Genomic DNA, 24,508 nt, shown 5'->3' with positions numbered 1-24,508 from the left:
TCCCTCCGGTTGCAAAGCGGACCAGCGGTCCGTATCTTTCGGAAGAGAAGCGGACCGTCGGTCCGTATTGTATTGGACGGAGAACCGTCGTGCCCGCGACCACCCCACCCCCGGATCTGTACCGCCACAGCCTCCGCCTGCTCCTGGACAAGGACATCGCCTCCTGGGTCGGCCTGTGGGCCGAGCACGGGAGCATGGAGTTCCCCTTCGCCCCGCCGGACTGGCCCCGGCGGCTGGACGGGCGGGAGGCCATCGCCGCCTACATGCGCGACTATCCCGACCACATCGACCTGCACGACTTCCCCGACCTGCGGATCCACGAGACCACCGACCCGGAGACCATCGTGGTCGAGATGCGCGGGGTGGGCCGTCTGGTCGCGACCGGGAGCCCTTTCGACATGACCTACATCGCCGTCGTGACCGTCCAGGACGGGCAGTTCACCTCCTACCGCGACTACTGGAACCCCCTCGCCGTCCACGAACCCGGAGCGGCCTTCCCGACGGCCCCCACGAGGAGCAGCGCCCGATGACCGCCACCGCCCCCACCACCCCGACCGGCACCACCCTGGTCATCGGAGCCACCGGCACCACCGGCAGCCGCACCACCGCACAGCTCGTCGCCGCCGGCCGGCGCGTCAGGGCCGGCAGCCGCCGGGCCGCGCCGCTCCCGGGCGCCGAGCCGGTCCGCTTCGACTGGTACGACCCCACCTGCTTCGGTGACGCCCTCGCCGGGGCCGACCGCGTCTACCTGGTCCCGCCCGTCGGCGACCCGGACCCGGCGGCCGTCATGCTGCCCTTCCTCGACCGGGCCCGCGCCGCCGGCGTACGGCGCGCCGTACTGCTGAGTTCCTCGGCCATCACCGAGGGCGGCCCCGCGGTCGGACAGGTGCACCGGGCCCTGCCCGGCCTGTTCGACGAATGGGCGGTACTGCGCCCCTCCTGGTTCATGCAGAACTTCACCGGCACGCACGCCCACGCCGACAGCATCCGCGCCGACGGCGTGATCCGGACCGCGGCCGGGACGGGCCGCGTCGGATTCGTCGACGCCGACGACATCGCCGCAGTGGCGGCCCGCGCCCTCACCGACGACCGCGCGCCCGACACCGACCTGGTCCTCACCGGGCCGCAGGCCCTGAGCCACGACGACATCGCCGCACTGCTCACCGAGGTCAGCGGCCGCCGGGTGGTCCACCAGCACCTCACCTACGAGGCCGTGCGCGACCGCCTGGCCTCGGTCATCCCGCCGGAGTTCGCCACGATGCTGGCCGCGATGGACCGGTCCATCGCCGAAGGGGCCGAGGACCGCACCACGGACACCGTCCACCGTCTCACCGGCCGCCCGCCGCACGACTTCCGGACGGTTGCCGTGCGGGAGCTCTCCGGCCGGGCGGGGAGCGCGACCTAAGCCGTGTGCTCGAGGATCGCGGCGACGATCGTCGGCCAGTCCGTTCGCTCGACGCCGTGTCCGGCGTCCTCGAGAGCCAACAGCCGTCCTCCGGGGATCCGTTCCGCGAGTGCCTGACCGTGGCGGAGCGGGAACATCGGATCGGCGGTCCCGTGGATCACCAGCGCGGGTACGGCGATGGAGGACAGCGGGGCCCGCGCGACCCTGCCTTCCGCGACCGAGTCGTGGTTGCGGGCCGCGCCGAAATCGTGCGCGCGCTCGACGTCGCGGCGGACCAGGCCGCGGACGGCGGCCTCGTCGAACGGACGCCGCCCGCCCGCGAGCACGCGCGCGTAGGCGACCTGGTCGTCGATCACCGATTCGGCGTCCCGCCCGTCGGCGTGGGCGGCCGAGGCGAACCGTACGAACTCCTCGGTCGGCGGGGGCAGCCCGCGCTCGCCGGGCACGGCACAGGACGTACTGATCAGGACGAGCGACCGGACGCGGCCGGGGTGGGCGAGCGCCAGCAGCTGCGCGAGCGCCCCTCCGGCCGAGACGCCCACGACGTGCGCGGCGGCGATCCCGTGGGCGCGCAGCACCCGGACGGCGTCGGCGACCAGGTCCGCGGTGGTGTAGCCGGGGCGGCCCGGCGGGTAGGTGACCGACCGCCCGGTGTCGCGGTGGTCGTAGCGGATCACGAAGCGTCCGCCCGCGGCCAGCATCCGGCAGAAGCCCTCCTCCCACCAGAGCATCGAGGCACCCAGGCCCATGATGAGCAGGACGGGCGGATCCTGCGGATCGCCGAAGGACTCGGTGCACAGCTCGACGCCGTCCACCCGGATCATGCGTTCGGCCATCGTCGTTCCTCCTCGCACCTCCCATGATGCCCACGGACGGGAGGCCGGTATTCGCCCGGACAGCCCAACGGGCGGGGGCCCCGGGCGACGCCTACGCTGAAACGGCAACCCGCCGGGCACGCCCCTGGTCCCGCGGCCGGGGTCGGCGCGTCCGGCTCAGTTCAGCACCGAAAGGCGGTTCCGACATGGCCACCAGGTCTGACGCTCCCGTTCTCGACACGCTCGCCGCGATGACCATCGACTCCATCGAACACTGCAGCATGGACGAGAAGACCCTCATCACCACCCGCATCGCCGCCCTCGTCGCCATGGACGCCCCGGCCATCTCCTACCTCGCCCACATCAGCCCCGCGGTCAAGGCCGACTTCACCGTCGAGCAGCTGCAGGACGTGCTCGTCGCGATCGCGCCCGTCGTGGGCACCGCGCGCGTCATGTCGGCCGCGGGCCACATAGCCCAGGCGTTCGGCGTCGCCATAGCCATGCTCGAAAGCGAGGCCGAAGCCATGGCCGCCGCCGAAGAGGAGAGCCGCCACAAGTCCTGAGCCGTTTCCGGCCGGACCTGCGCCTGCCGTCTCCCGGTGCCGGGAGACGGCAGGCGCAGGTCCGGGGCCGCCGTTCCTCCGGACGGCCGAAGCCGGCTCGCCCGCCGCGCGGAGACGGGTGAGCCTTGACGGGATCGACCCTGTCGACCCGGAGGCCCACTTGAGTGCCATGGATGCCCCCCTTCCGGAGGATCGCCCGCAGGGCAGGACGACCGAGGCCGCATCGGCCAGGACCGGCACCCCCACCCTCACGTGGGTGACCCTCGCGATGATGACGACGGCCTCCGTCGCCAGCCTCCGCGCGGCGCCCACTATGGCCGTGTACGGCCTGGCCTGCGTGTTCCTGTACCTCGTACCCGCGATCGTGTTCCTGCTGCCGACCTCGCTGGTATCGGCGGAGCTCGCGTCGGGGTGGTCGGGCGGCGTCTACCGGTGGGTGAGCGAGGGACTGTCGAAGCCGCTCGGGTTCCTCGCCGTGTGGTGCCAGTTCGCCATGACGATCTTCTACTACCCCAGCCTGCTGGCGTTCGTCGCGAGCACGTTGGCGTACGTCATCGATCCGGCCCTGGCCTCCAACGGCGTCTACACGGCCATCGTGATCGTCGTCCTCTACTGGACGGGCGTCTGGGTGTCCTCGCAGGGCACGAAGGCGCTGTCCGGGCTCGCCTCCTGGGGCCTGATCATCGGCACGCTCATCCCGGGCTCCCTGCTGGTGATCCTCGGCATCGTGTTCCTCGGCCAGGGCAACCCGTCCGCCGCCCCGATGGGCGCCTCGAACATCTTTCCCGTCTGGACGGGCCTCGCCAGCCTGGTGCTCATCGTCAACAACTTCCTGAGCTACTCGGGCATGGAGATGAACGCGGTCCACGTCTCCTCGCTGAAGGACCCACCGCGCGAGTTCCCCAAGACGATGTTCCTCGCGATGGGGATGGTGCTGCTGATCTTCATCCTGCCGGCCCTCGCCATCAGCTGGGTGGTCCCGGCCGACCAGCTGTCACTGACCGCGGGCGTCATGCAGGCCTTCGACGCGTTCTTCTCCTACTTCCACATCGGCTGGCTGACCCCGATCGCCGCGGTGGCCCTGGTGGCCGCCTCCCTGGGCGGGATGCTCACCTGGCTGGCCGGCCCGTCCAAGGGCCTGCTGCTGATCTCGCGTCAAGAGGGCTACCTGCCGCCGTTCCTGCAACAGCTCAACAGCCACGGCGTCCAGCAGAACATCCTCGTCACCCAGGGCATCGTCACCACGGTGATCGCGCTGATGTACGCGCTGATCCCCAACGTGTCCAGCGTCTACTGGATCTTCTCGGTGATCACCACCCAGGTGTATTTGATCATGTACCTGCTGATGTTCGTGGCGGCCGTGCGGCTGCGCAAACTCCAGCCGGACCACCCGCGCGGCTACCGCGCCCCCGCCCTGGGCCTCGTGTGCGTCACCGGCTTCCTCGCCTCCGCCGCGGCCATGGTCATCGGCTTCGTGCCGTCCTCGCAGTTCGGCGGCGGCAGCGTCTGGGCCTACGTCGCCATCGTCGGCGGCGGCCTGCTGCTCCTCGGGGTGGTCATCCCCTGGCTGTGCCTGCGGATGCGCAAGCCCAGCTGGCGCACCGCGGCCGCCGAGTCGACGGGAGACGTGGCATGAGCCCCACCCGCTTCGCCTCCCAGCACCGGTGGATCCACATCGGCGCGATCGTCCTGCTCGTCGCCTTCGTCGTGATCGGGCTCATCCAGTACAAGGCCGTACGGTCCACCAACCAGGCCCTGGACAAGGCCAACCAGCTCACGGACGAACTGGTCGCCGCCGGATTCACCCGGCCCGACCCCCAAACCCTGGCCCGAGCGCTCGGCGAGGACGGGGGCATCGTCTGCGAGGACCCCGCCTCCGCCCTCAAGTCCGCCCTGTGGAAGATCAACCTCTCCAACGGGGCCACCGGACCCGGCCAGCGCCCGGTCATCGCCGACCGCCGTGCCGTCCAGGCGGAGGCGCTCGTGCTGAAGGTCTACTGCCCCGACACCCTGCACCGCATCCAGGAGCAGATCGCGGACCTGAAGACCGAGCAGACGGTGAGGCGCGACGGCGATGGCTGACCCCACCACCGGCACGCCGGACGCCGACGCCCTCGCCCGGCGCATCGATGACCTGATGCCCCGCGCCAAGTCCGACCTGGCCGAACTGGTCGCCATCCGCTCGGTGGCCGACCCCCGGCAGTTCCCTCCCGAGGAATGCGAGCGGGCCGCCCGGTGGGTGGCCGACGCGTTCACCGGGGCCGGCCTGATCGACGTACACCTGGAAGAGACCCCCGACGGCAGCCACGCCGTCCTCGGCCACCGGCCGGGCCCGGCGGGCTCCCCGACCGTGCTCCTGTACTGCCACTACGACGTGCAGCCCCCGCTCGGCGAAGCCGCCTGGACCTCTCCGCCGTTCACGCTCACCGAGCGCGAGGGACGCTGGTACGGACGCGGCACCGCCGACTGCAAGGGCAACATCGTCATGCACCTCACCGCGCTGCGGGCCCTGGGCGACGCGCTGCCCGTGGGGCTGAAGTTCGTCGCCGAAGGGTCCGAGGAGCAGGGCACCGGCGGGCTCGAGGAGTACGTGACCGCGCACCCGGGCGACATCTGCGCCGACGCGCTCCTCATCTGCGACACCGGCAACGCCGCCGTCGGCCGGCCCACCGCCACCACCGCGCTGCGCGGCCTCGCCAACGTCGTCGTCACCGTCAGCACCCTCCGCGGCGACCTGCACTCGGGGATGTTCGGCGGCCCCGCCCCCGACGCCCTGGCGGCCCTGATCCAGATGCTCTCCACCCTGCGCGACGCCGACGGAGGCACCCGCGTCGACGGCCTGGACTGCACCGGTACCTGGACCGGAGTGCCGTACGAGGAGGAGCAGTTCCGGGCCGACGCCTCCGTCCTGGACGGGGTACGCCTCACCGGCTCCGGCTCGGTGGCGGACCGGCTCTGGGCGCGGCCGGCCGTCACGGTGCTCGGCATCGACTGCCCGCCCGTGGTCGGCTCCGCCGCCGCCGTACCGGCGAAGGCACGGGCCCGGGTGAGCCTGCGGGTGCCACCGGGGACGGCCTCCGAGGCCGCGCTGGCCGCCCTCACCGCGCACCTGACCGCCGCCGCGCCCTGGGGCGCCCGCGTATCGGTGGAGAAGGAGGGCACCGGCTCGCCGTTCCGGCCGGCCACCGACGGGCCGGCCTACCGGGCCATGGGACGCGCCATGGAACAGGCGTACGGGCGCCCGATGGAGTTCCTCGGCCAGGGCGGCTCCATCCCCCTGTGCAACGTGCTCGCCGGAACCTGCCCGGACGCGGAGATCATCCTCATGGGGGTGGAGGAGCCCCGCTGCCTGATCCACGCGCCCGACGAGAGCGTCGATCCGAGCGAGATCCGCAACATGGCCCTCGTCGAGGCGCTCTTCCTCCTCGGCTACGCGTCGGCGCGCTGACACGGCGGAAAGCCGGAGCCGCGACGTCTCGCGGCTCCGGCAACCGGCCCCGGGGGAAGGGCCGTTCTTGGCGGGCGGTGGGGATGCGGCGCGGCGGAGCGGCACCGCATCCCCGCCCGGGGTCAGCCCGCGGCGCCCTCCAGGGCGGTGTCGGGGATCCATGAGCCGTGGATGCCCGCGGGGACGCGGTGGGGGAGGTGGACGGTGGCGATGCGATCGAGGCCGGCGGCGTCCAGGACGAGGAGCTGCGAGGCGTTCTGCTTGAGGTCGGAGACGACGGTGAGGAGGTAGCCGTCGTCCTCGCGGCTGGTGCCGGCGGCGGGGACGAAGACCGCTTCGCTGGGCAGGCGGGCGTCGCCGACCTGGTGGATGCGGCGGGCGCCGGTGGTGCGGTCGTACTTGACGATGCCGTAGCCGCCGAAACCCTTCTCGTCGGGGAAGGAGATGGCGTACTGGTAGCGGTTCTCGGCGCCGAGGTAGTCCTCGTTGAGGGTGGGGAACTCGACGGGGAGGTCGTCGATGATCTGTTCGTCGACGGTCCCGGCGGTCAGGTCCAGGACCCAGCGGCGGGTGTAGGAGCGGGCGAGGGGCTCGCTGCTGCGTCCGGGTGCGCCGACCCACCAGTTCCAGGAGAGCCGGAATCCCTCGCGGTCGACGGTGGGGCCTTCCAGCACGATGCGGCCCTGGCCGTCCTCGTAGGCGTTGGAGACGTGGAGCATGTTGCCGGGCTCGATGGAGAACCAGCGGATGTGGCGGGCGCCGTCCTCGCCGCGGGGCATGACGCCGATCCGGGAGGGCTGGTGGTCGTTCCAGCTGTAGGGGATGCCGGAGGTCTCGGTGTGGTCGAAGGTGACGTTGCCCTCGATGAAGACGACGTGGCGCCGGGTGATGGCGAAGTCGTGCTTGAGCGAGGCGGTCGCTCCGGGGACCTCGGCGCTGTGGGTGATGGCGCCCTTGGTGTCGGAGACGTAGTAGGTCAGGAACGGCGGGAAGGGCGAGGAGGCGAAGAAGTGGAGTTCCCCGGTCACGGGGTCCTCCTTGGGGTGCGCGGTCATGGCGGTGCGCAGTTTGCCGTCGAAGTCGTAGGCGCCGACGGTGTCGAGGTCCGGGGTGAGCTCGAAGGGGAGGTTGGCCTCGCACAGGGCCAGGAGGCGGCCGGCGTGCTCGATGATGTGGGTACCGGCGACGCTGGCGGTCAGGTCGGGGCCGTGTTCGGTCATGTAGGGGGCGCCGTCGAGGGCGGGGGTGTGGACCCAGCGGTTGCGGTACCACTCGGCGCGCCCGTCACGCAGCCGGATGCCGTGGACCATGCCGCTGCCCTTGAACCAGTGGGTGGGGGTGACACCGGGCTTCGGGTTGTGCCCGTTGCGCAGCATCCGGCCCGTCAGTTCGGGCGGCAGCGTGCCCTCGACGGTGAGCTCGGCGGCGGAGACCTCCTCGGCGACGGGGGTGTAGTGGCCGGTCAGGTACGGCGGGGTGGTAGTCATGGCGGGAATGCCTTTCGTGGACAAGTGGATGGGAGGAGATGTGGAGAGGCGGATGTGCTGCTCGGTCAGGCGGCCCGCTCGGCACGGTTCTTGAGGTGGGAGAGCCAGCCCACCAGGGAGTCGTGGAGGGCCTTGCCGAGTGCTTCGGTCTCTGCGTCGACCGGGGCGCCGCTCCAGGACTCCTCCGTGCGCACGACGACGCCGGCCTCGGACTGTTCGAAGGCCCACACGTGGATGCCGGTGATGCCCTGCACGGTCCCGCCCCAGACGATCCGCTTCCCGGGGTCCACTTCCCGCACCGTGGAGGTGATGTCCAGCCCGTGGGTGAGCCACCTGAAGGACCGGCCGGGCAGCAGCGGTCCGTCGACCTCCGTCCGCTCGATGTCCGTGTTCCACGAGGGCCAGGCCGCGACGTCGGTGTGCAGCTCCCACACGGTCGCGAGCGGGGCGTCGATCAAGGTGTTCAGGCGGACGATCACGGGAGCGGTCTCGTCGATGGTGACCATGACTGTACTTCCTGTCTGGATGAGATGTGTCGGTGTCGGTGTCGGTGAAGCGGTTGTGGTCGGGCTACCGGTCCGGCCGGACGGCGGAGAGCGGCGGGGCTCCCGGGCCGGTGGCCGGTCGGGCGGTGGTGGCGGTCGCGGTACGCGCCCCGGTGCGGCGGGTGAGGAACAGCGCCAGGAGTGCGGTGGCGGCCAGGATCGTGGCGGAGACGGTGAAGGCGGCCCGGTATCCGGCGGTGAGGGCTTCCAGTGGTGGCCGGCCGGTGGGGGCGTGGGCGGTGACGGAGCCGGCCAGTGTGGCCAGGGCGGCGAGCCCGATGGCGCCGCCGACCTGCCGGGTGGTGTTCACCAGCCCGCCGGCGAGTCCCGCGTCCTGCCGGGGTACGCCGTCCACAGCGAGCGCGGTGAGCTGGACGAAGGCGACGCTCAGGCCGAGTCCGACCAGGACGCTCGGCCCGAGGACGTCGACGAGGTAGGTGCCGTCCGCCCGCATCCACGACAGCCACAGCAACCCGGCCGCCTCGGTCAGCAGGGCGGCGGTGACGGTCGCGGTGGCACCGATGACCCGGGCGACACGCGGGGCGAGAGCGGAGCCGATCATATGCGCGACGGCGAGGGGGAGTTGGCCCACTCCGGTGGCCAGCGGGCTCATGCCGAGGACCTGTTGCTGGTAGAGCGGCAGGAAGAAGAACAGGGCGATCCACACGGACCCCAGCAGCGCCATCAGCACATTGCCCGCGGCGACCCGGCCGGTCGTGAACAGCCTGGGCGGTACGAGCGCGTCCGGCCGGCGCCGCTCGATCACGCAGAAGGCCGCGAGCAGTACCGCGGCGGCGCCGAGGGAACCCAGCACCCGGGCGCCGGACCAGCCGGCGCCGCGTGCGGTGGTCAGCCCCCACACCAGGCAGGTCAGGGCGAGGGTGACGGTGACGGTGCCCAGCAGATCGAACCGCCCGCGCCGCCGCTCGTCGTGTCCGCCGGCCTTTGCCGAGGCGTCCCGTGGTACGAGCGCCACCACGGCGGCCAGTACCGACCCCGCCCCGAGCGCCACCGAGTGGAAGATCCAGGGCCAGCCCCACGCCTGGGTGAGCACACCGCCCAGCAGCACGCCGCCCGCCGCCCCCGCGCCCGAGACCGCTCCCCACACGCCCAGCGCCCTGCCGCGCCCGGGGCCGGGCGGGAACCGGTCCATCACCAGCGCGAGCGCGGCCGGTGCGATCGCGGCGGCGCCTACGCCCTGCACCGCCCGGGCCGTGATCAGCACGCCGGCGGAGGTGGCCAGCCCCGCCGCCAGCGAAGCCGAGGCGAACAGGGCGAGCCCGGCGATCAGCACCCGGCGGCGGCCGAGCAGGTCGGCGACCCGTCCGCCCGCCAGGAGCAGCGCCCCGAACGCCAGACCGTAGGCGTTGACCACCCAGGTGGTCCCACCGTCGGAGAGGCCGGCCCCCGCACGGATCTGCGGCAGCGCCACATTGACGATCGAGGTGGCCAGCATGACGGTGAACTGGGCCGCGGCGAGCGCGGCGAGCACCGCTCCCGCCCCGGGGGCCCGGCCCGCTGCCCGGCCCGTCTGCGTGAGTGCAACGTTCATGTCGCACAGACTCGGCGCGGACGCTGTCCACTATCCAGGCCCGACAGGAGTGGCCACTGTCCACTCCTGTCCGCACCTGTCCACCCGGCCCAGCCGTGGGCGCGCGTCCGCCGTCACCGGCGCGGGTCGTGCAACTCCTTCCGCCACAAGGCCTCACAGAGCAGGTCCAGGCCCTGGCGCAGATGGCGGCGGTAGGTGCCGTACGGAAGCCCCAGGCGCCGGGCGGCGGCTTCCTGGGTGGGCGCACCGGAGAAGTAGCCCGCCGTCAGGGCCTCGCGGGCACGCACCCCGCGCGGGTCGAGTCCGAGGTCGTCGACGGCCCGGCGCAGCAGGGCGCGCAACTCCCCGACAGGATCGCCCAGGTCGGCCGCGAGCCGGGTCCGCATCAAGGCGCAGGCGGCGAACGCGTCCGCATCACGCCAGTGCGCCAGCGCCTCGCGTACGGCCTGGTCGAACGCGGTGCGCGAGACGGGCGACGGACCGGCCGGGGCGGCGGGCACCTCCGTGGCCGATATGAAGTGCATGAGCCACGACTCCACCGGCAGCCGGCGCCAGTCGACGCCGAACAGCCCGTACGTGTACTCACCGACCCGCGGCCGCGCGCCCGTGTCCACCAGGGTGCCCTTGACGCGCTCGGCCCAGTTCTCGGCGTCCCGGAAGACGGCGAAACCGTAGGCGCGCCCGCGGGCCCTGGCCGCCTCCGCCTGGGCCCGGGAACTGCTCAGGTCGATGACGCGCGAGGGCACCTGGTACTGCTCGGGGTAGATGGAGAAGCGGCTGACGCCGATGTGCTCACCGGGGCTCACCGGCGCGGTGGCCTCGGTGTACCGCCAGGCGGCGGCCACGACGGGATCGGTGGCCAGGTCCTGGGCGTCGGGAGGGGACGGCAGGACCAGCCGCGCCGTGAACGCCACGATCCGGCCCGTGCTCACGAGCCGGTAGACGCTGAACGCCTCTGGCTGGCGCTGCGCCCAGTAGCGGACCAGGTCCGCGGAGGCGGCCCCTTCCGTCTCGGTGGCCATGCGCAGGATGACATCGATGTCGTCCGGGTGCAGCGGACGGTCGTGGACCTCGTCCTCGCGGGACCAGGAGCGCAGCCGGGCCAGCGTCGCGCCCTCCCGGAACAGGTAGAAGAGATCGTCGGTGACGGTCCACACCCGTTCCTCGGGCGCCTCGCGCAGGACGCGCAGGTACTCGTCCGCCAGCCGCTGGCGCATCGCCTCGAAGGCGTTGGGCGCCCGCCAGCGCAGGTCGGCGGCCAGCGTCTCGCGCGCCGCGTCGTGCGGGTACACCCCCCGCAGGGTGGACTCCATGAAGGGCAGGTCCCGCAGCCAGGAGAAGAGCGGATGGACGTCCTCCGCGGGCAGGACCGCGGCCAGCAGTTCCTCGGAGGTCGAGTGGGCCTGGGCCGCCACCTCCAGGGCGCGGCGGTGGGCCGCGGTGGGCACCTCCCCGATCAGCCCCGCCAGCAGGGTGCGCAACACGTCCGCGGTCGGGGCCCAGATCTCCTCCCGGCCGCAGCCCTCCGACCCGGCCGCGGCCGCCAGCGACAGCGCCAGCGGGTTGCCCCCGGCGAAGCGCAGCACGCGGTCGCGCAGTTCGGGCCGGATCTGCGCCGCCACCAGCAGGCTCCGGGCCTGCTCCGCGGAGAACGGCTCCAGCTCGCTCACGTGCAGGAGCCGGGACCAGGCGGGGTCGGCGGCCCACTGCGGCTGCGGGGCGCGCCGGCCGCCCAGGACGACCAGGGTGTCGTCCGCGGCGCGGGGCAGGAAGTGGTGCCACAGCCAGCTCTCGAGCCACTGGCAGTGCTCGAAGGAGTCCACGAACAGGACCGTGCCCGGAACGTCCAGGAACGGTCCGGCGGCGCGCTCGAAATCGGCCGGGTCCCGGCTGACGAACCGGCCGTCGAGCTCGACGAGCAGCCGTCCGGCCGCCCGGGCGTGATCCGCCAGTCGCCGCAGCAGCGTCGACTTTCCGATCCCGCCCGGCCCGTACACGTAGAACGCGAACGGCGCGTGCGGATCGCCCGCCAACGCCTCGCCGAAGCGGCCGAGTTCCTCGTCCCGGCCGACGAAGGCCCGTACGCGCGCTCTGCTGAGTCTTTCTCCCACGGACACCATGGCGGCTCCCTGTCTTGGTTCCGGCAGCGGAATGTGATCGGGGTTCACCTGACGAGACCGATGTTCCGGTCGTCGGGGTCGCCGGCGACCAGGAGGGTGGTCTCCTCGACGCGCCGGAAGCGGCCGTCGGGGGCCAGTTCGGCGAAGAGGTAGACCTCGGTGCGGGACGTGTGGCCGTCGTGGTGGACGAGGGTGACGGTGTGCCGGTCGGCGTAGCGCGGTCCGTCGCGGAGTTCGTCGTGGACCTCGATGTGCCCGCTGCGGATCAGGGAGCGCAGGCGCGTCATGTGCTGGGTGAAGGAGGCCCGGTCGCTCCACACGCCGTTGGTGCGCTGGCGGTAGTCGGGGGTGAAATGCCGGTCGATGGCTTCGGCGAGGTCGAGCCCCGGGGTGAACAGCAGATCGTCGATGGCTCGGGTGATGTCGGTCGATGTCATGGTCGTCTTCGCCTGAGGGGAGTGGGGGGTGTTCGGACGGGGAGGGGCGGACGCCGGTCGGGTGTGCCGGTCGGGTACGTCGGTCACGACCGGTGCCGCGTCAGTGGACGGGGGTGAAGTCCAGGGACAGCGCGAGCGGGCCCCGGGTGTAGAGGCCGGCCTCCTGGTACCGGGAGCCGGGGCTGTGGCGGACCCGGTCGAGCAGGGGCAGGAGGATCGCGGCGACGGTCTCGATCTCGGCGCGCGCGAAGGCGGTGCCGACGCACTGGTGGAGTCCGGCACCGAAGGACAGGTGCTGGGCGGCCCCGGTGAAGGAGCGGGCGGTGCTCAGGTCCGGGCGGTGGATGTCGAAGGTGTCCGGGGCGGTGAAGGCGTCCGGGTCGCGGTTGGCCGCGCCGATCATGCAGAAGACGGTGGCACCCGCCGGGACGGTGGTGCCGGCGAACACGGTGTCCTGCTCCGCCCGGCGGGGAACGAGCTGGACCGGCGGAGTGTAGCGCAGGGTCTCGGCGATCGCGGCGGCCAGCAGGCCGGGGTCCCGGCGCACCTGTGCCAGCTGCTCGGGGTGGTCGATCAGGTGCTTGAAGAGCAGCGCCAGGGTTTTGTCCGCGGGCTCGGTGGCTGCGGCGAGGACGTTGATGATCAGGGCGGTGACGTCGCGGTCGTTCATGGCGATGCCGTCGAACTCGGCGGTGCAGAGCTTGGATATCAGGTCGTCGCCGGGATCGCGGCGCCGCTGTTCGATCACGGGGAGGAGGTACGCCTCCAACTGCTCGGCGCAGTCGATGCAGTGGCGGCGGCGTTCGGGGGTGAGGGTCAGGGCGGTGATGAACTCGGCCACCCCGCCGTGCCAGGCGGCCACCTGCGGCCAGTCCCTCCGGTCCAGGCCCAGGACCTCGAGCGTCACATGGATGGCGAAGGGTTTGCCGAAGTCGTTGACCAGGTCCATCCGGCCCAGGGGGAGGAAGGGGGCCATGAGTTCGGCGGCGGTGGCGCGGATGACGCGCATCTGGTCCTGAAGGGCCGGTCCGGTGAAGGCACGGACCACGATTCTTCGTTTGGCGGTGTGCTCGGCCCCGGTCATCTGGGCGAGGACCGGCCCGCGCATCACCGGCTCGGCGCGCACCTGCAGCGTCTCGGTGCTGAACGCCTCATGGTCGGTCAGCACCCGCTTCACGTCCTCGTAGCGGGAGAGGAAGTAGCTGTCGATCGCCGGTTCGTAGTGCACCGGAGCCTGCTCCCGCAGCTGTGCGAAGTAGCGGTGGGGGGCGGCGGCGAAGTCCTCGGACAGGACGCTGAAACCGCTATCGACCACGGTCATGGTGAAGACCTCTCGAACTGCGCAACGCGTGGAAGGAACAGGGGCGGGGGTCGGCGGAGCCCGTGCCCTGGTCCTGGCCGAAGGGGTTCCGGCCGGGACGCCGCCTGCGCGCCCCCTCCCGTGAACGGGAGAGGGCGCGCAGGCAGGCCGTCCGGCCTGCAAGACGCGTGAACGGCGTTATGGGTTGCGCCTGTTGGGGCGACCATATGTCCGGCCAATGGGTGGAAACCGGCCTAAGATCCGCAGGAATGGGGGGCGTGCGGCGGCCGTGGTGGGCCGTCCTCCGGGCGCCGCTGTTCGTGCTCGCCGTCGGCTCCGCGGCGTACTCGTGGCGGGTGAGGACGACGCCGGGGCGACGCCTGACCGGACCCGGCCACGTCCCGCGTATTCCGTTGGAGGGCGGGGCGGGGGCACTGGTAGCGTCCGTCTGCTGATCGCCGGTCGGCGACACAGCGGTGTACAAGGGGGGAACAATGGCAACTCGTCGTGCCCTGCTGGCCTGTGCCGCAGCGCTGGCCGCCGGGAGTCTCGTACTGGGCGGCACCACGGCCGCGCACGCGGACAGCGGATTCACCGGCATCACGGTCCAGGAAGCTCACAACGACTGGACCAACAACGGCAAGATCGTCCTGTCCTTGACCGCGCCGAGCGCCGTCAAGAACGTCAAGGTCAGCCTGTACTCGATGGAAACCCAGCAGACCGTGGCCACGGTGGGGAACTTCGAACTGGCCTCCGGCACCGCCGAGAACGGTACGTGGAAGAACCGCGGGCGCATCCAGTTGCCGGACCTCGGCAGCTACCGCATCGACGTGTCGGCCTCCGACGAGGGCGGCGACACGCTTTCCGCGGCCGGCGTGGGCTATTTCTACTACGCCGTGCAGACCAACATGAAGGACACGAAGGTCGACCGGACCACGGTCGACTACCAGCACCGAAGCGTCACCATCAGCGGTCACCTGATGGGCCAGTGGCCGGGCTCCGGCGCCATCACCCCGATGGGCGGGCTGACCGTGGCGGTCAGTTCGTACATGGAGTACGCGGAGGTGACGACCGCGGCGGACGGCAGCTTCTCCGCCACGCTCCCGGTCACCGACCAGTACCAGAACCGCATCGAGGCGGCCTTCCAGTACGACCCGAACCACGTCTTCTACAACCAGTCCTCCTCGAAGACCTTCCCGATCACGGTGAAGAAGACCGCCACCAAGATCGTCGAGACCCCGAGCGAGCGGAAGGTCCCGTTCAAGGGCACGGTGAACTCGACCAGCGCCACCCTGCTCTGGAACTCGCCCACCGGCTGGCAGCCGCTGGCCGGCAAGACGATGGGCTCCAACTCCTTCGGCGACTTCGTCCAGCGCACCACGGACGCCGGCGGCAACGCGCTCTTCCCGGCGACCCAGCCGCTCTGGGGCAACTCCTCGATCGCGGTCGGCTGGCGCAGCGACGACCTGTTCCTGGCCGACGCCCAGGCGAGCGTCGACATCATGGTCGTGCAGCCCGCCGCGTTCCGGTCCCTCACCGCGACCCGCTCCGATGCCGCGACCGTGGAGGTCGGCGGCAGCATGGAGTTCGAAGGCAACTCGACGCCGGGCACGATCCCGGTGAACATCCAGTACTCCGCCACCGGCAAGGGCGGCTGGACCACCGTTGCCACCGTGCCGGACGCCAGGTGGAACGGTGAGGGCTTCGCCTTCTCCACCACCGCCCCTCAGGCGGGGGCGGGTTACTGGCGTGCGGCCTACACCGGCGCGCCGCAGTTCGAGAACGCCGTGAGCCAGGTCGTGTACGTCGCTGCTCCCTGACGGCCCCGCGCGCCGGTCCGCAGCCCCTGCGGTCGGGGGCGGCGGTGGTGACCGTGACCAGCACCGAGCGGTACGGGACGGCGACCGCGCAGGCAATGCAACGTGCGGCACGTCGTTCGTTGCGATGGGATGGAAGTGAACGCTCATCGCCGGGTGTGCTGCGGCTACCACCAGCGGACGGGGTAGCGGGCCGCTCCCCGGCGTACGCGGGAGGCGGCGCAACCGGCGAGGACGAGGACCACGGTGGCGCCGAACAGCAGGGGGACGAACCGTGCGGGCGCCGGGGCCTGCAGCACGACGACCACTGCGGTGGCGCAGGCGGGCGAGTGCGGGGTCCGGGCGAGCGTGGTGGCGGCGAACGTCAACCCCCCGGCCAGCGCCGCACTCCAGGGGGTGCTCCCCACCGGCACCAGGACCGCGTACCCGGCGCCGGCACCCAGCAGGTGCGCGACGACGACGCTCCGGGGCTGGGCCACGGGCAGGGTGGGGGTGCTGTGCAGGACTCCGGCACTGGCGGCAAGGGACGGTATGAGCACCGGCTCGCCGATCACCGTCCCGATGGCCGCGAGCACGAGCAGCGCGGCGGTGACCGCGCCCACGCCGTGGAAGGCCGCTGCCGCGCCCTGCCGGGCGAGGCGTCGGCGTCCACGCCGCCCCGGGGGCGGTACGTTCGCGCGGGGCGCCCCGGGACCGGGCGCGCGCCGTCGGGGCAGCACGGAGTCAGCGTTCACGAAGGCGGCTCCTTGCGGGGCGGTACACGGGTCGGTGGAACGACGGGAGGGGTCGCCCCGGCGGACACCTTGTACCGCCGGTCTGTCACCGCCCTACAACGCCGTCGTGCGACAGGTGCCGTGCGGTCAGGTGCGGCGCCGGACCGGTTCCCCGAGGAGCTCGGTCAGTTCCGGTTCGACGGCGGCCAGCAGGTCGGGTCCCCAGACGGTCAGCGTCTGTTCCCAGGGGTGGCCGAAGGTGCCCAGGCGCAGGTCGTCGGTGAGGTGGAGGTAGTAGTCGCCGTTGGGGTAGGTGCCCAGCCCGGGGCGGGGCGGCCGTCCCGGGGCGTCGGTGCGCCGGGGGTCGTAGCGGTAGCCGTCGTGCTGCCAGTCGAGCCAGTACACCGACTCCCCGGGCTCGGTGGCGGTGAGCAGCCCGCGCCGGACGATCGCGTCGATGCGTTCGAGGACGTCCTGGACCGGCCGGTGGTGGGCGTGCAGGTGCCAGACGGCGGAGGGAACGGGTTCGGTGATCGCGGGCCGGTAGGTGGTGCTCGGCTTGAAGTCGAAGTCCGCGTAGAAGCGGTCCCACAGCGGACCGTCGTCGTGGAGCCCGTCGAGGAACTGAGCGGGGCGGGTGTGCTCGGGGGTGCCCGGTGGGCGCCAGTGGTAGGAGCGAACGGTGGTGACTTCCGTGAAGCCGGCCTCCAGCAGGCTTTCGCGCAGGGGACCTTCTGCCTCGGCGAGGAGGGGCTGCCCGAGCAGGTTCTGCAAGCGCCAGTGGTCGGTACATGCCTTGACGAAGTCCGCCTCGTCGTCGGTCAGCCCGCCGACGAGGGTGAAGGGTCCCTCGTCGGCGTGGGCCCAGGCGACTGCGACGACGACGCCGTCCTCCAGCAGGACCTCGATGAGGACGTCGCCCTCGTCCGAGGAGCCGTCGGCGATCATCTCGGCGTAGGGCGTCGCGTGGGGGCCGGGGGAGGCCACGGCGATCTCCAGGGTCCGCCCGGCCTGGTCCCGCACCCGGTACAGGTCGTGCACTCCCACCCGGGGCTCCCCCGTGGCGGTGGGCCGCTCGCCGGGCAGTGGCGCGGCGAGCAGTACGGAGCGCTCCCAGCCCGGGGTGAACCCCGCTGCCGTCAGCGCGGGGCCGAGGTCCGGCGAGTCGTGCGCGTACACCTTCCACTCCACCGGCTCACAGCGCTCCGCGAAGGCCTCCTGCTGACGGCGCACCAGTGCGGAGGGGTCCGTCCCCGCCGCGAGCGGGGTGTGTTCGGCCGTGCCGTGCGTCCCGTAGTGGCGGCGCACGACCGGTCCGTCGGCCTCGACGACCACCCCGACCGGATGCCATCGCGGGACCCGGCCCCGCAGCCCGTCGTACATCGCCCAGCGCTCACCCATGTCCATGATCGGGAGCCTACGTGCCGTCCCCACCGTCCCCACCGTCCCCGCCGTCCCCACAGTTCCCACGGCCCGCACCGGGCCGCCGGGGCGTCGTGCGGCGCCCGGCCGCCGCGTGCCCTTGGATGGGGGCGTACGCGGACGGCCCGACCATCAGCCCCCCGGAGACCGGTATGAGGAAGATCAAGGCGCAGCTGTTCATCTCGCTCGACGGTGTTGTCGAGGCTCCCGATCAGTGGCATTTCCCCTACTTCAACGAGGAGATGGGCGCGGCCGTCGACGCGACCCTCGGCCGGGCCGACACGCTGCTGCTCGGACGCCGGACGTACGACAGCTTCGCGGGCGCCTGGCCGGACCGCGAAGCGGCCGGCGGGGAGGACGCCCCGTTCGCCGAGGTGCTCGGCGACGCCCGCAAGATCGTGGTGTCCCACGCCCCGTACGACTTCACCTGGCGGAACTCCGAACTGCTCGTCGGCGACCTCGCGACAGCGGTCGCGGCGCTGAAGAACGAGCCGGGCGCGGACACACCCGTCTGGATCAGCGGCTCGGTGTCCGTCGTCCGTCAGCTGCTGGCGGCCGGGCTCCTGGACGAACTCAACCTCCTGCTGCACCCGATCGCCGTGCGCGACGGCATGCGCCTGTTCGAGGAGAACGCGCCGTCGATCCCGCTGGAGCTGGTGTCCGCCGAGACCTTCCGCACCGGTGTGCTGAACCTCTTCTACGCCGTGGCCGCAGCACCCGGCGAGGGGACGTACGAGGATGCCAGGACCCACCTGCCCCAGCACTAGGAAGGGCCGGCGCCGACCGTAGGGTGGCGGAACCCGACCCAGGAGGACCCCGACGTGGCGAGCATCGTGATCGCGCAGACGACCGTGGACGACGAGACGAAGGCGTACGAGATCGCGCGGGCCGCGGTGGAGGCCCGGCTCGCGGCCGGGGTGCACGTCGACGCGCGGATGACTTCCTTCTACTGGTGGAAGGACGCCGTGCAGCACGAGCGGGAGTACCGGCTCTCCTTCAAGACGACCACGGAGAGGGTCGACGAGCTGCGGGCGTGGGTGCACGAGCGGCACCCGTACGAGGTGCCGCAGTGGATCGTGCTCCCGACCGCCGGAACCTCGCAGGAGTACCTGGCGTGGGCGGTGCGGGAAACCACGGCGCGAAATTCCTGAACACCGGCGGCAGCCCCGCACTATGGTTGGCCGCATGAACGTCACCGGCCCCAGCACCACCGCGACCGCGCGAGCGACCAGCTCGCCGGTTGCCGCCGCCTGACCTTCCCCTCTCCCCGGCGACCGGACAACGGTCCGTCGGTCATGCCGTGGCGCCCTCGCCCCCGGTCGGAGACTTCGCGGTCCGTTCTCCGGTGCCCCTCCCGCTCGACGCGAAGGAGTCACCACCATGAACACCGAGCAGCTGACCAGCACGTTCGTCGAATACTTCGAGGAGCGCGGGCACCGCCGTATCGTCGGCTCGACGCTGCTGCCACCGCCCGGCGACCCCGTTCTCTTCACCACCTCCGGCATGCACCCGCTCACTCCGTACCTGGAGGGCCGCCCACACCCGCTGGGCAAACGCCTGGTCAACGTCCAGCGCTGTCTGCGCACCACGGATCTGGAGGAGGTCGGCGACGCCACCCACCTGACGGTCTTCGAGATGCTCGGCACCTGGTCGCTGGGCGACTACGACGGCCCGCTCAGTCTCGAATGGGGATACGGGCTCCTCACCGAGGGACTGGGAGTGGATCCCGGACGGCTGTACGCCACCGTCCACGCCGGCGACAACCGGACCGGACCGGACACCGCTTCCCAGGAGCTGTGGCAGAAGCTCGGAGTCCCCGTCGAACTCACCGTGGAGGACAACTGGTGGTCCAACGGGCCCGTCGGACCGTGCGGGCCCGACTCGGAGATCTTCCTGTGGAACGGCGACGGCCCGCCCGAGTCGACGCCCACCCGCGACGACCGCTGGGTGGAGGTGTGGAACCACGTGACGATGACCCACCGCCGGCTCGAGGACGGTTCGCTGGTTCCCCTTCCCCAGCGCAACGTGGACACCGGCCTGGGCCTGGAACGGCTCGCCTCCCTGCTCCAGGGCAAGCCCTCCGTGTTCGAGTGCGACGTCTTCGACCCCTGGCGCAGCCTCGTACCGGCCCTGTGGTCCCTGGACGAACGGTCGCTGCGCGTGGTCTGCGACCACCTGCGCTCGGCCGTCGTGGTACTCGGCGACGGTGTGCGCCCGGCCAACACCGGGCAGGGCTACGTGCTGCGACGCCTGGTGCGACGGATGCTCACCGTCCTGTGGCGGGAGGACGCCTCGCGGGGCGTCGAGGACCTGCCGGACGAACTGGTCCGGCACACCCTGGACCACTTCCGGCAGGACCTGGACCCGGGCGACGTACACCGGATCCTGCGCGAGGAGGAGCGCCGGTTCCGCCGGCTCCTGGACCGAGGACGGCAGGTGCTCGCCCGCCCCCGGTTCCGGGGCCCGCTGACCGAGGAGGACTTCCACTACCTCCACGACACCCACGGGCTGCCGCGCGAGCTGGTGACGAGCCTGCTGCACCACGGGTGACGACGACGCCCCAGGCCCTCCGAGGGGGCCCGGGGCGTCCCGCGGGCCCGGCAAGATCCGAAAGAGACGGCCTAGCGGCGTGCGCGCTGGGACTCGACGATCTGTCGCACGGACCCGTCGAGGTCCATACGGGCCTGGACTCGCTCGGCGAACCCGGGGAACTGCCCGGCGACGGCGCTCAGCAGCCGCAGCTCCAGCGGCGCCACGTTGACCTCGCACCGGTCGCGGCGGACGGCTCGTACGACCCCGTCGGCGACCTGGCCGGGGGTGACGGTCCTGATGCCGTTCGGCGTGGTGGCACCGGTGGCCGCGAACATCCCGGCGTCGCGGACGAAGCCGGGCTGGACCAGGGACACCCCCACTCCCGTACCCCTGAGCTCCTGGCGCAGGGCGAGCGCGAAGCCGCGCAGACCGAACTTCGTCGCGTTGTACAGGGAGGTCGACTTGGTGGCCGCCTTGCCGGAAATGGAGCCGACCAGCACGATGTGGCCGCGCCCGCGGCCCACCATGTGCTCCGCGAGCAGCCGGGAGAGCACGACGGGCGCGCGGAGGTTGACGTCGAGGGCGCGGTCGAGCTGGTCCTCGGCGTACTCCAGGAGGTCTCCGCTGGCGGGCAGGGCGGCGTTCGCCACGAGGATGTCCGTCTGCGCGCAGCTCTCGGCGAGGTGGACGACATCGGACCGCACGGCCAGATCGGCGACCACGGTGCGGGCGCCGCAGGCGTCGGCGGTGGCCTTGAGGGCTTCCTCCCGCCGCCCGGTGACCGTGAGACGGGCCCCCTGCGCGGTCAGGCGCGCGGCCAGGGCGGCGCCGATGCCTCCGGTGGCGCCGGTGAGCAGAACGTTCGATCCGGATATGTCCACGAGCACTCCCGTGCGGCTGGCGAGATCCTCAACTGTTCGTTCGAACGAACAGTATGGACGGCGCCGCTCCCTGTCCACACCTCGTCGTCCCCAACTCCCCGGCGCCGCCCGGCCGGCCGAGCCGGCCGATGGGGCAGAATTACGCCATGTCCCATGCCTCCGACACCCGCCAGAGCATCATCGACGCCGTACTGCGGATCATCGGGCAGGACGGCATCGCCGCTGTCACCAACCGGCGGATCGCCAAGGAGGCCGGAGTCTCCCTCGGCTCCGTCACCTACCACTTCGCGACCCAGCACGAGCTGCTGCGCGAGAGCCTGCTGCACTTCGTGGCCGAGGAGACACGGCACTTCACGGCGCTCGCCGACGAATGCACCGACGAGCAGTTCGACATCGGGCAGGCGGCCGAGGTCGTCGCGCAGGTGGCGGGCGGCAACGCCTTCGACAGCCGCCACATCGCGCCGTTCGAGCTGTACGTCCAGGCCGGCCGGGACGAACGGCTGCGCGCCGCCGCCACCGAGTGCTTCGCCGCCTACGACCTGCTGGCCACCCGGATCCTGACCCAGCTCGGCGTCACGGACCCCGAACGCCTGGCGGCCGCGGCCGTGGCCCTGGTCTTCGGACAGCAACTGCGCCGCCTGGCGACCGGCGCCCCCGCCGAGGACCTCGTCGACACGCTGCTGGTCCTCACGAAGCTCGCCCCGGCGCAGACCTCGTAACCGGGGGAGTGCGGGACCGGGTCCGGTCGCGCCGCCACGGATGCCGACAGCGACCGGAGCCCGGTGCGGAGCGTCGCGCGGAGTGCGCGGCGACTTCAGTACGTGTACCCCACATGCGCGAGCGCCTGCTTCAGCAGTGCCGCGTGACCACCCGGCATCTCGCCCTGAACGGCGGCCGAGAGGGCTTCCTGCGGGCTGAACCAGACCAGGTCCAGGGCATCCTGACGCGGGCGGCAGTCACCCGTGACCGGCACGATGTAGGCGAGCGACACCGCGTGCTGGCGAGGATCGTGGTAGGGCGTGATGCCCGCCGTGGGGAAGTACTCGGCCACCGTGAAGGGTTGGAGGGAAGCGGGGATACGGGGGAGCGCCACGGGGCCCAGGTCCTTTTCCAGGTGGCGGAGCAGCGCGTCGCGGATCCGCTCGTGGTGCATGACACGGCCGGACACCAGTGTCCGGCTGATCGCCCCGTCCGTGCCGATCCGCAGGAGCAGTCCGATGGTGGTGACTTCGCCGGTGTCGTCCACGCGTACGGGGACGGCCTCGACGTAAAGGATCGGCATCTGGGCGCGGGCCATTTCCAGCTCGTCGCTGCTCAGCCAGCCGGGCGTAGTTTCGGTCGTGTCAGACATTCCTTGATCCTACTTACCAGGGCGGGTTCCGGCCCAGATCACGCGTCCAACCGGCCCGAACGGAATGGGATCCGGGTGCCGTCCCCGCGACCACGGACGGCGGCCGGAACTCTGCGGTGCGCGGGGCTGACGCAGCGTCGGCAAGTGGGAGCCGGTCCAGGACCGTTCGGCCACCGACGGCAGGGAGGCATGGCACTGAAGGGCTTCGCAGCCGAGTGCCGGGGAGGCTCTAAAGCGTCGCCGAGTTATGCCCAAAAGGTGACTTTCTGGAGTCTGGGCCGGTCGGATAGCAATGACCCGGTGCCCGGTACACCTGCCGATGGACGGCAGTGATCCCGGCGCGCCCAGGAAGGAACGTCCCGTGATCCGCATACGTCACGCCGCCGCTCTGGCCACCATGGCCGTCACCGCGCTCGCCATCGCCGTGAGCCCCGCCTCGGCGGCCCCCGGCGACACGCTCACCATGTGCTCCAGCACGCTCACCCCGGACGGCTGGGTGGACGCCCAGTGGTGGAACAGCGGCGGCTGTGGCTCCGGTTTCACGCCCAACACCAAGCAGATCAAGGACCTCAGAGGCTATCCGGTCGGCACCCAGGTCAACGCCTGTGCGTCCACGTGGCCGCCCGCCGGCTGGACCATCACCAACACCTACTACTCGAGCGGCTGTCGCTACTCCGCCGTCCCCAGCTTCAACGCCAACACCTGGACCCTGAAGCGCACCTCCTGACCCCGCGCGGGCGCCGTGCCCGACCGTACTGCCGGGCGGGCCCCGGTCGGGTCGGGCGGGTGGCCCGTACGGCGTGTCCCGCGCCGCGGGGGCGGACCGGCCCGCCCCGGCTGCCTACCGTGGCCCCATGAGCACGCGTCCAGCACCGCCGTTGGCCGGGTACGGAATCCGGTTCGCCCGCCCGGCCGAGTCGGGGGCGGTCGCCGCGCTCCTGGCCCGGGCCTTCGCCGACGACCCGGTCATGGCGTGGCTGATTCCCGCCGCCGACCGGGAACGCGGGATCGCCCGTTACTTCCGGCTGGCACAGCGGCAGCAGCGGCCCCGCGCCGGTGCCGTCCGGGTCGCCGCTACGGGCGAGGGCCGACTGCTCGCGGCCGCGCTCTGGTCGGGGCCCGGGCGCTGGAAGCCCTCCCTGGTACGGGAGTCGGCGGCGCTCCCTCGCTACGCGGCCATCTTCGGCCTGCGGGGGATGCGGCGGGCCGGGGAGGTCCAGCACACCATGTACGAGGCCCATCCGCAGCTGCCGCACTGGTACCTGCCGTCCGTGGGGACGGAGCGGGGACTGCAGGGGATGGGGATCGGGTCGGCGCTGCTCGCCCAGCAGCTGGCCGCCTGCGACCGGCTCGGGCAGCCCGCCTACCTGGAGTCCAGCAACGTCACGAACCTTCCCTTCTACGAGAAGCTGGGCTTCCGCGTCACCGCGGAGATCCGGCTCCCGGACGGCGGGCCGACCTTCTGGCCGATGTGGCGCGACCCCGATCGCACGGGCGGACGCACGACCCGCCAGGGCCCCTCCCACGGCTCGTCCGGGCGCGGCCCGACGCTCTGAGGCCGATCGCGGCGGTGCCGTGTCCGCCGACCACCACGGCCCCTCAGATGCGCTGCGCGGTCAGCCTCGCTCCGTCCGCCCCGAGGACCAGCACGTTCCTGGCGGTACCGGCCCGGCCGTGATCGCCGTCCCACCACTCGACGAAACTCCGGGCGAGCGCTTCGGGTCCGGGTGTTGCGGAGCCTGCCGGATAGTCCGTGCCCAACTCGACGTCGTAGTCGTGCTCGGTCAGTTGGGCCACGGCGAGCACGCGGACGTGGTCTACCTGCCGCGTCTCACCCCTGGTGCGCGCCGAGGCGCGGAACCGCTCCAGCATCTCCGCATCCGGGGTCCGCTGGGTCACGGGGCCGGCGGGTAACCGCTCGGGGGCGTTGGCGACGCCGTCGAGGCAGCCCCGTACCCAGGAGCCACGATCCGTCTCGGCGTCGCCGCCGGCCTGCAGGGCCCGGCGCGTACAGCCGCCCCATACGGTCTCGCGCACGGCCGCGCCCTTCCCGTCGGAGTCGTAGACGGCCTTGCCCGCGGTGTGTCCGGCACGGTACGCGACCACGTGCGCGGGGTCGG

Annotated in this window: 25 protein-coding genes; 13 read left to right on the top strand and 12 right to left on the bottom strand. The window is 72.1% G+C overall.

Annotated elements, in window-relative coordinates; translation table 11 throughout:
- Window positions 1-89 precede the first annotated feature (89 nt).
- Complete coding sequence (locus ACXNSR_RS03515) at window positions 90-530, top strand: nuclear transport factor 2 family protein (RefSeq protein ID WP_458640665.1); 441 nt, start codon at window positions 90-92, stop codon at window positions 528-530.
- Window positions 527-1,405 (top strand): NmrA family NAD(P)-binding protein, encoded by an 879-nt coding sequence (locus ACXNSR_RS03510; protein WP_458640664.1) that lies wholly within the window; start codon window positions 527-529, stop codon window positions 1,403-1,405. Before ACXNSR_RS03515 ends, ACXNSR_RS03510 begins: the two co-directional genes overlap by 4 nt.
- Here the strand turns inward: ACXNSR_RS03510 and ACXNSR_RS03505 are convergent.
- Window positions 1,402-2,241, bottom strand: coding sequence for an alpha/beta fold hydrolase (locus tag ACXNSR_RS03505; protein WP_458640663.1), 840 nt, complete (start codon window positions 2,239-2,241; stop codon window positions 1,402-1,404). The two genes, ACXNSR_RS03510 and ACXNSR_RS03505, sit on opposite strands and share 4 nt — an antisense overlap.
- 185 nt (window positions 2,242-2,426) lie before the next feature.
- Here ACXNSR_RS03505 and ACXNSR_RS03500 point away from each other — a divergent pair, with 185 nt between their 5' ends.
- The 4 genes from ACXNSR_RS03500 to ACXNSR_RS03485 all read left to right on the top strand — a co-directional run bounded on the left by ACXNSR_RS03500 (window position 2,427) and on the right by ACXNSR_RS03485 (window position 6,231).
- Entirely contained in the window at window positions 2,427-2,783 is a 357-nt protein-coding gene (locus ACXNSR_RS03500) for a carboxymuconolactone decarboxylase (protein WP_266600693.1), read from the top strand.
- 160 nt (window positions 2,784-2,943) lie between these two features.
- Window positions 2,944-4,419 carry an APC family permease gene (locus ACXNSR_RS03495; protein ID WP_458640662.1) on the top strand — a complete coding sequence of 492 codons (1,476 nt, stop codon included), beginning with the start codon at window positions 2,944-2,946 and terminating at the stop codon, window positions 4,417-4,419.
- Window positions 4,416-4,865 (top strand): hypothetical protein, encoded by a 450-nt coding sequence (locus tag ACXNSR_RS03490; RefSeq protein ID WP_458640661.1) that lies wholly within the window; start codon window positions 4,416-4,418, stop codon window positions 4,863-4,865. The genes ACXNSR_RS03495 and ACXNSR_RS03490 overlap by 4 nt, the downstream gene beginning before the upstream one ends.
- A complete protein-coding gene (locus ACXNSR_RS03485) occupies window positions 4,858-6,231 on the top strand; it encodes a M20/M25/M40 family metallo-hydrolase (protein ID WP_458640660.1) in 1,374 nt (457 codons plus the stop codon). The genes ACXNSR_RS03490 and ACXNSR_RS03485 overlap by 8 nt, the downstream gene beginning before the upstream one ends.
- Before the next feature lie 122 nt (window positions 6,232-6,353).
- Here the strand turns inward: ACXNSR_RS03485 and ACXNSR_RS03480 are convergent, their stop codons facing one another.
- From ACXNSR_RS03480 to ACXNSR_RS03455, 6 genes are all read right to left on the bottom strand, one after another.
- Window positions 6,354-7,718 carry a carotenoid oxygenase family protein gene (locus ACXNSR_RS03480; RefSeq protein WP_458640659.1) on the bottom strand — a complete coding sequence of 455 codons (1,365 nt, stop codon included), beginning with the start codon at window positions 7,716-7,718 and terminating at the stop codon, window positions 6,354-6,356.
- 65 nt (window positions 7,719-7,783) lie between these two features.
- On the bottom strand, window positions 7,784-8,224 hold the full coding sequence (locus ACXNSR_RS03475) for an SRPBCC family protein (protein ID WP_458640658.1): 441 nt from the start codon (window positions 8,222-8,224) through the stop codon (window positions 7,784-7,786).
- 64 nt (window positions 8,225-8,288) lie between these two features.
- Entirely contained in the window at window positions 8,289-9,815 is a 1,527-nt protein-coding gene (locus ACXNSR_RS03470) for an MFS transporter (protein ID WP_458640657.1), read from the bottom strand.
- 113 nt (window positions 9,816-9,928) lie between these two features.
- Window positions 9,929-11,926, bottom strand: coding sequence for an AAA family ATPase (locus ACXNSR_RS03465; protein WP_458640656.1), 1,998 nt, complete (start codon window positions 11,924-11,926; stop codon window positions 9,929-9,931).
- A 53-nt stretch (window positions 11,927-11,979) separates the two neighbouring features.
- On the bottom strand, window positions 11,980-12,372 hold the full coding sequence (locus ACXNSR_RS03460; RefSeq protein WP_458640655.1) for a nuclear transport factor 2 family protein: 393 nt from the start codon (window positions 12,370-12,372) through the stop codon (window positions 11,980-11,982).
- 100 nt (window positions 12,373-12,472) lie between these two features.
- Entirely contained in the window at window positions 12,473-13,693 is a 1,221-nt protein-coding gene (locus ACXNSR_RS03455) for a cytochrome P450, cyclodipeptide synthase-associated (RefSeq protein WP_458640654.1), read from the bottom strand.
- A gap of 473 nt (window positions 13,694-14,166) precedes the next feature.
- Between ACXNSR_RS03455 and ACXNSR_RS03450 the strand changes: the two genes are divergently transcribed.
- Complete coding sequence (locus ACXNSR_RS03450) at window positions 14,167-15,492, top strand: hypothetical protein (RefSeq protein ID WP_458640653.1); 1,326 nt, start codon at window positions 14,167-14,169, stop codon at window positions 15,490-15,492.
- 164 nt (window positions 15,493-15,656) lie between these two features.
- Here ACXNSR_RS03450 and ACXNSR_RS03445 read toward each other — a convergent pair whose 3' ends face one another.
- Both ACXNSR_RS03445 and ACXNSR_RS03440 read right to left on the bottom strand, forming a co-directional pair.
- Window positions 15,657-16,223, bottom strand: coding sequence for an HPP family protein (locus ACXNSR_RS03445; protein ID WP_458640652.1), 567 nt, complete (start codon window positions 16,221-16,223; stop codon window positions 15,657-15,659).
- A 126-nt stretch (window positions 16,224-16,349) separates the two neighbouring features.
- Window positions 16,350-17,609 (bottom strand): DUF2716 domain-containing protein, encoded by a 1,260-nt coding sequence (locus ACXNSR_RS03440; protein WP_458640651.1) that lies wholly within the window; start codon window positions 17,607-17,609, stop codon window positions 16,350-16,352.
- Between the two features lie 167 nt (window positions 17,610-17,776).
- Here ACXNSR_RS03440 and ACXNSR_RS03435 point away from each other — a divergent pair, with 167 nt between their 5' ends.
- From ACXNSR_RS03435 to ACXNSR_RS03425, 3 genes are all read left to right on the top strand, one after another.
- The gene (locus tag ACXNSR_RS03435) at window positions 17,777-18,391 is read left to right on the top strand and encodes a dihydrofolate reductase family protein (RefSeq protein WP_458640650.1); all 615 of its coding nucleotides are present in this window, start codon (window positions 17,777-17,779) and stop codon (window positions 18,389-18,391) included.
- Window positions 18,392-18,445: 54 nt separating this feature from the next.
- Entirely contained in the window at window positions 18,446-18,775 is a 330-nt protein-coding gene (gene cutA, locus ACXNSR_RS03430) for a divalent-cation tolerance protein CutA (protein WP_458640649.1), read from the top strand.
- Window positions 18,776-19,004: 229 nt separating this feature from the next.
- Window positions 19,005-20,174 (top strand): alanine--tRNA ligase-related protein, encoded by a 1,170-nt coding sequence (locus ACXNSR_RS03425; RefSeq protein WP_458640648.1) that lies wholly within the window; start codon window positions 19,005-19,007, stop codon window positions 20,172-20,174.
- A 71-nt stretch (window positions 20,175-20,245) separates the two neighbouring features.
- Here ACXNSR_RS03425 and ACXNSR_RS03420 read toward each other — a convergent pair whose 3' ends face one another.
- Window positions 20,246-21,037 carry an SDR family NAD(P)-dependent oxidoreductase gene (locus ACXNSR_RS03420; RefSeq protein ID WP_458640647.1) on the bottom strand — a complete coding sequence of 264 codons (792 nt, stop codon included), beginning with the start codon at window positions 21,035-21,037 and terminating at the stop codon, window positions 20,246-20,248.
- 146 nt (window positions 21,038-21,183) lie between these two features.
- On the opposite strand from ACXNSR_RS03420, the gene ACXNSR_RS03415 reads away from it, so the two are divergent.
- On the top strand, window positions 21,184-21,756 hold the full coding sequence (locus ACXNSR_RS03415) for a TetR/AcrR family transcriptional regulator (protein WP_458640646.1): 573 nt from the start codon (window positions 21,184-21,186) through the stop codon (window positions 21,754-21,756).
- A 95-nt stretch (window positions 21,757-21,851) separates the two neighbouring features.
- Here the strand turns inward: ACXNSR_RS03415 and ACXNSR_RS03410 are convergent, their stop codons facing one another.
- A complete protein-coding gene (locus ACXNSR_RS03410; protein ID WP_458640645.1) occupies window positions 21,852-22,388 on the bottom strand; it encodes an NUDIX hydrolase family protein in 537 nt (178 codons plus the stop codon).
- 361 nt (window positions 22,389-22,749) lie between these two features.
- Here ACXNSR_RS03410 and ACXNSR_RS03405 point away from each other — a divergent pair, with 361 nt between their 5' ends.
- Both ACXNSR_RS03405 and ACXNSR_RS03400 read left to right on the top strand, forming a co-directional pair.
- Entirely contained in the window at window positions 22,750-23,115 is a 366-nt protein-coding gene (locus ACXNSR_RS03405) for a hypothetical protein (RefSeq protein WP_458640644.1), read from the top strand.
- A gap of 127 nt (window positions 23,116-23,242) precedes the next feature.
- Window positions 23,243-23,944 carry a GNAT family N-acetyltransferase gene (locus ACXNSR_RS03400; protein ID WP_458640643.1) on the top strand — a complete coding sequence of 234 codons (702 nt, stop codon included), beginning with the start codon at window positions 23,243-23,245 and terminating at the stop codon, window positions 23,942-23,944.
- A gap of 43 nt (window positions 23,945-23,987) precedes the next feature.
- Here ACXNSR_RS03400 and ACXNSR_RS03395 read toward each other — a convergent pair whose 3' ends face one another.
- Entirely contained in the window at window positions 23,988-24,494 is a 507-nt protein-coding gene (locus tag ACXNSR_RS03395; protein WP_458640642.1) for a hypothetical protein, read from the bottom strand.
- Window positions 24,495-24,508: the final 14 nt, after the last annotated feature.

This window comes from Streptomyces sp. NC-S4 (assembly GCF_054353315.1).
This window is presented reverse-complemented; position numbering and strand designations above follow the sequence as displayed.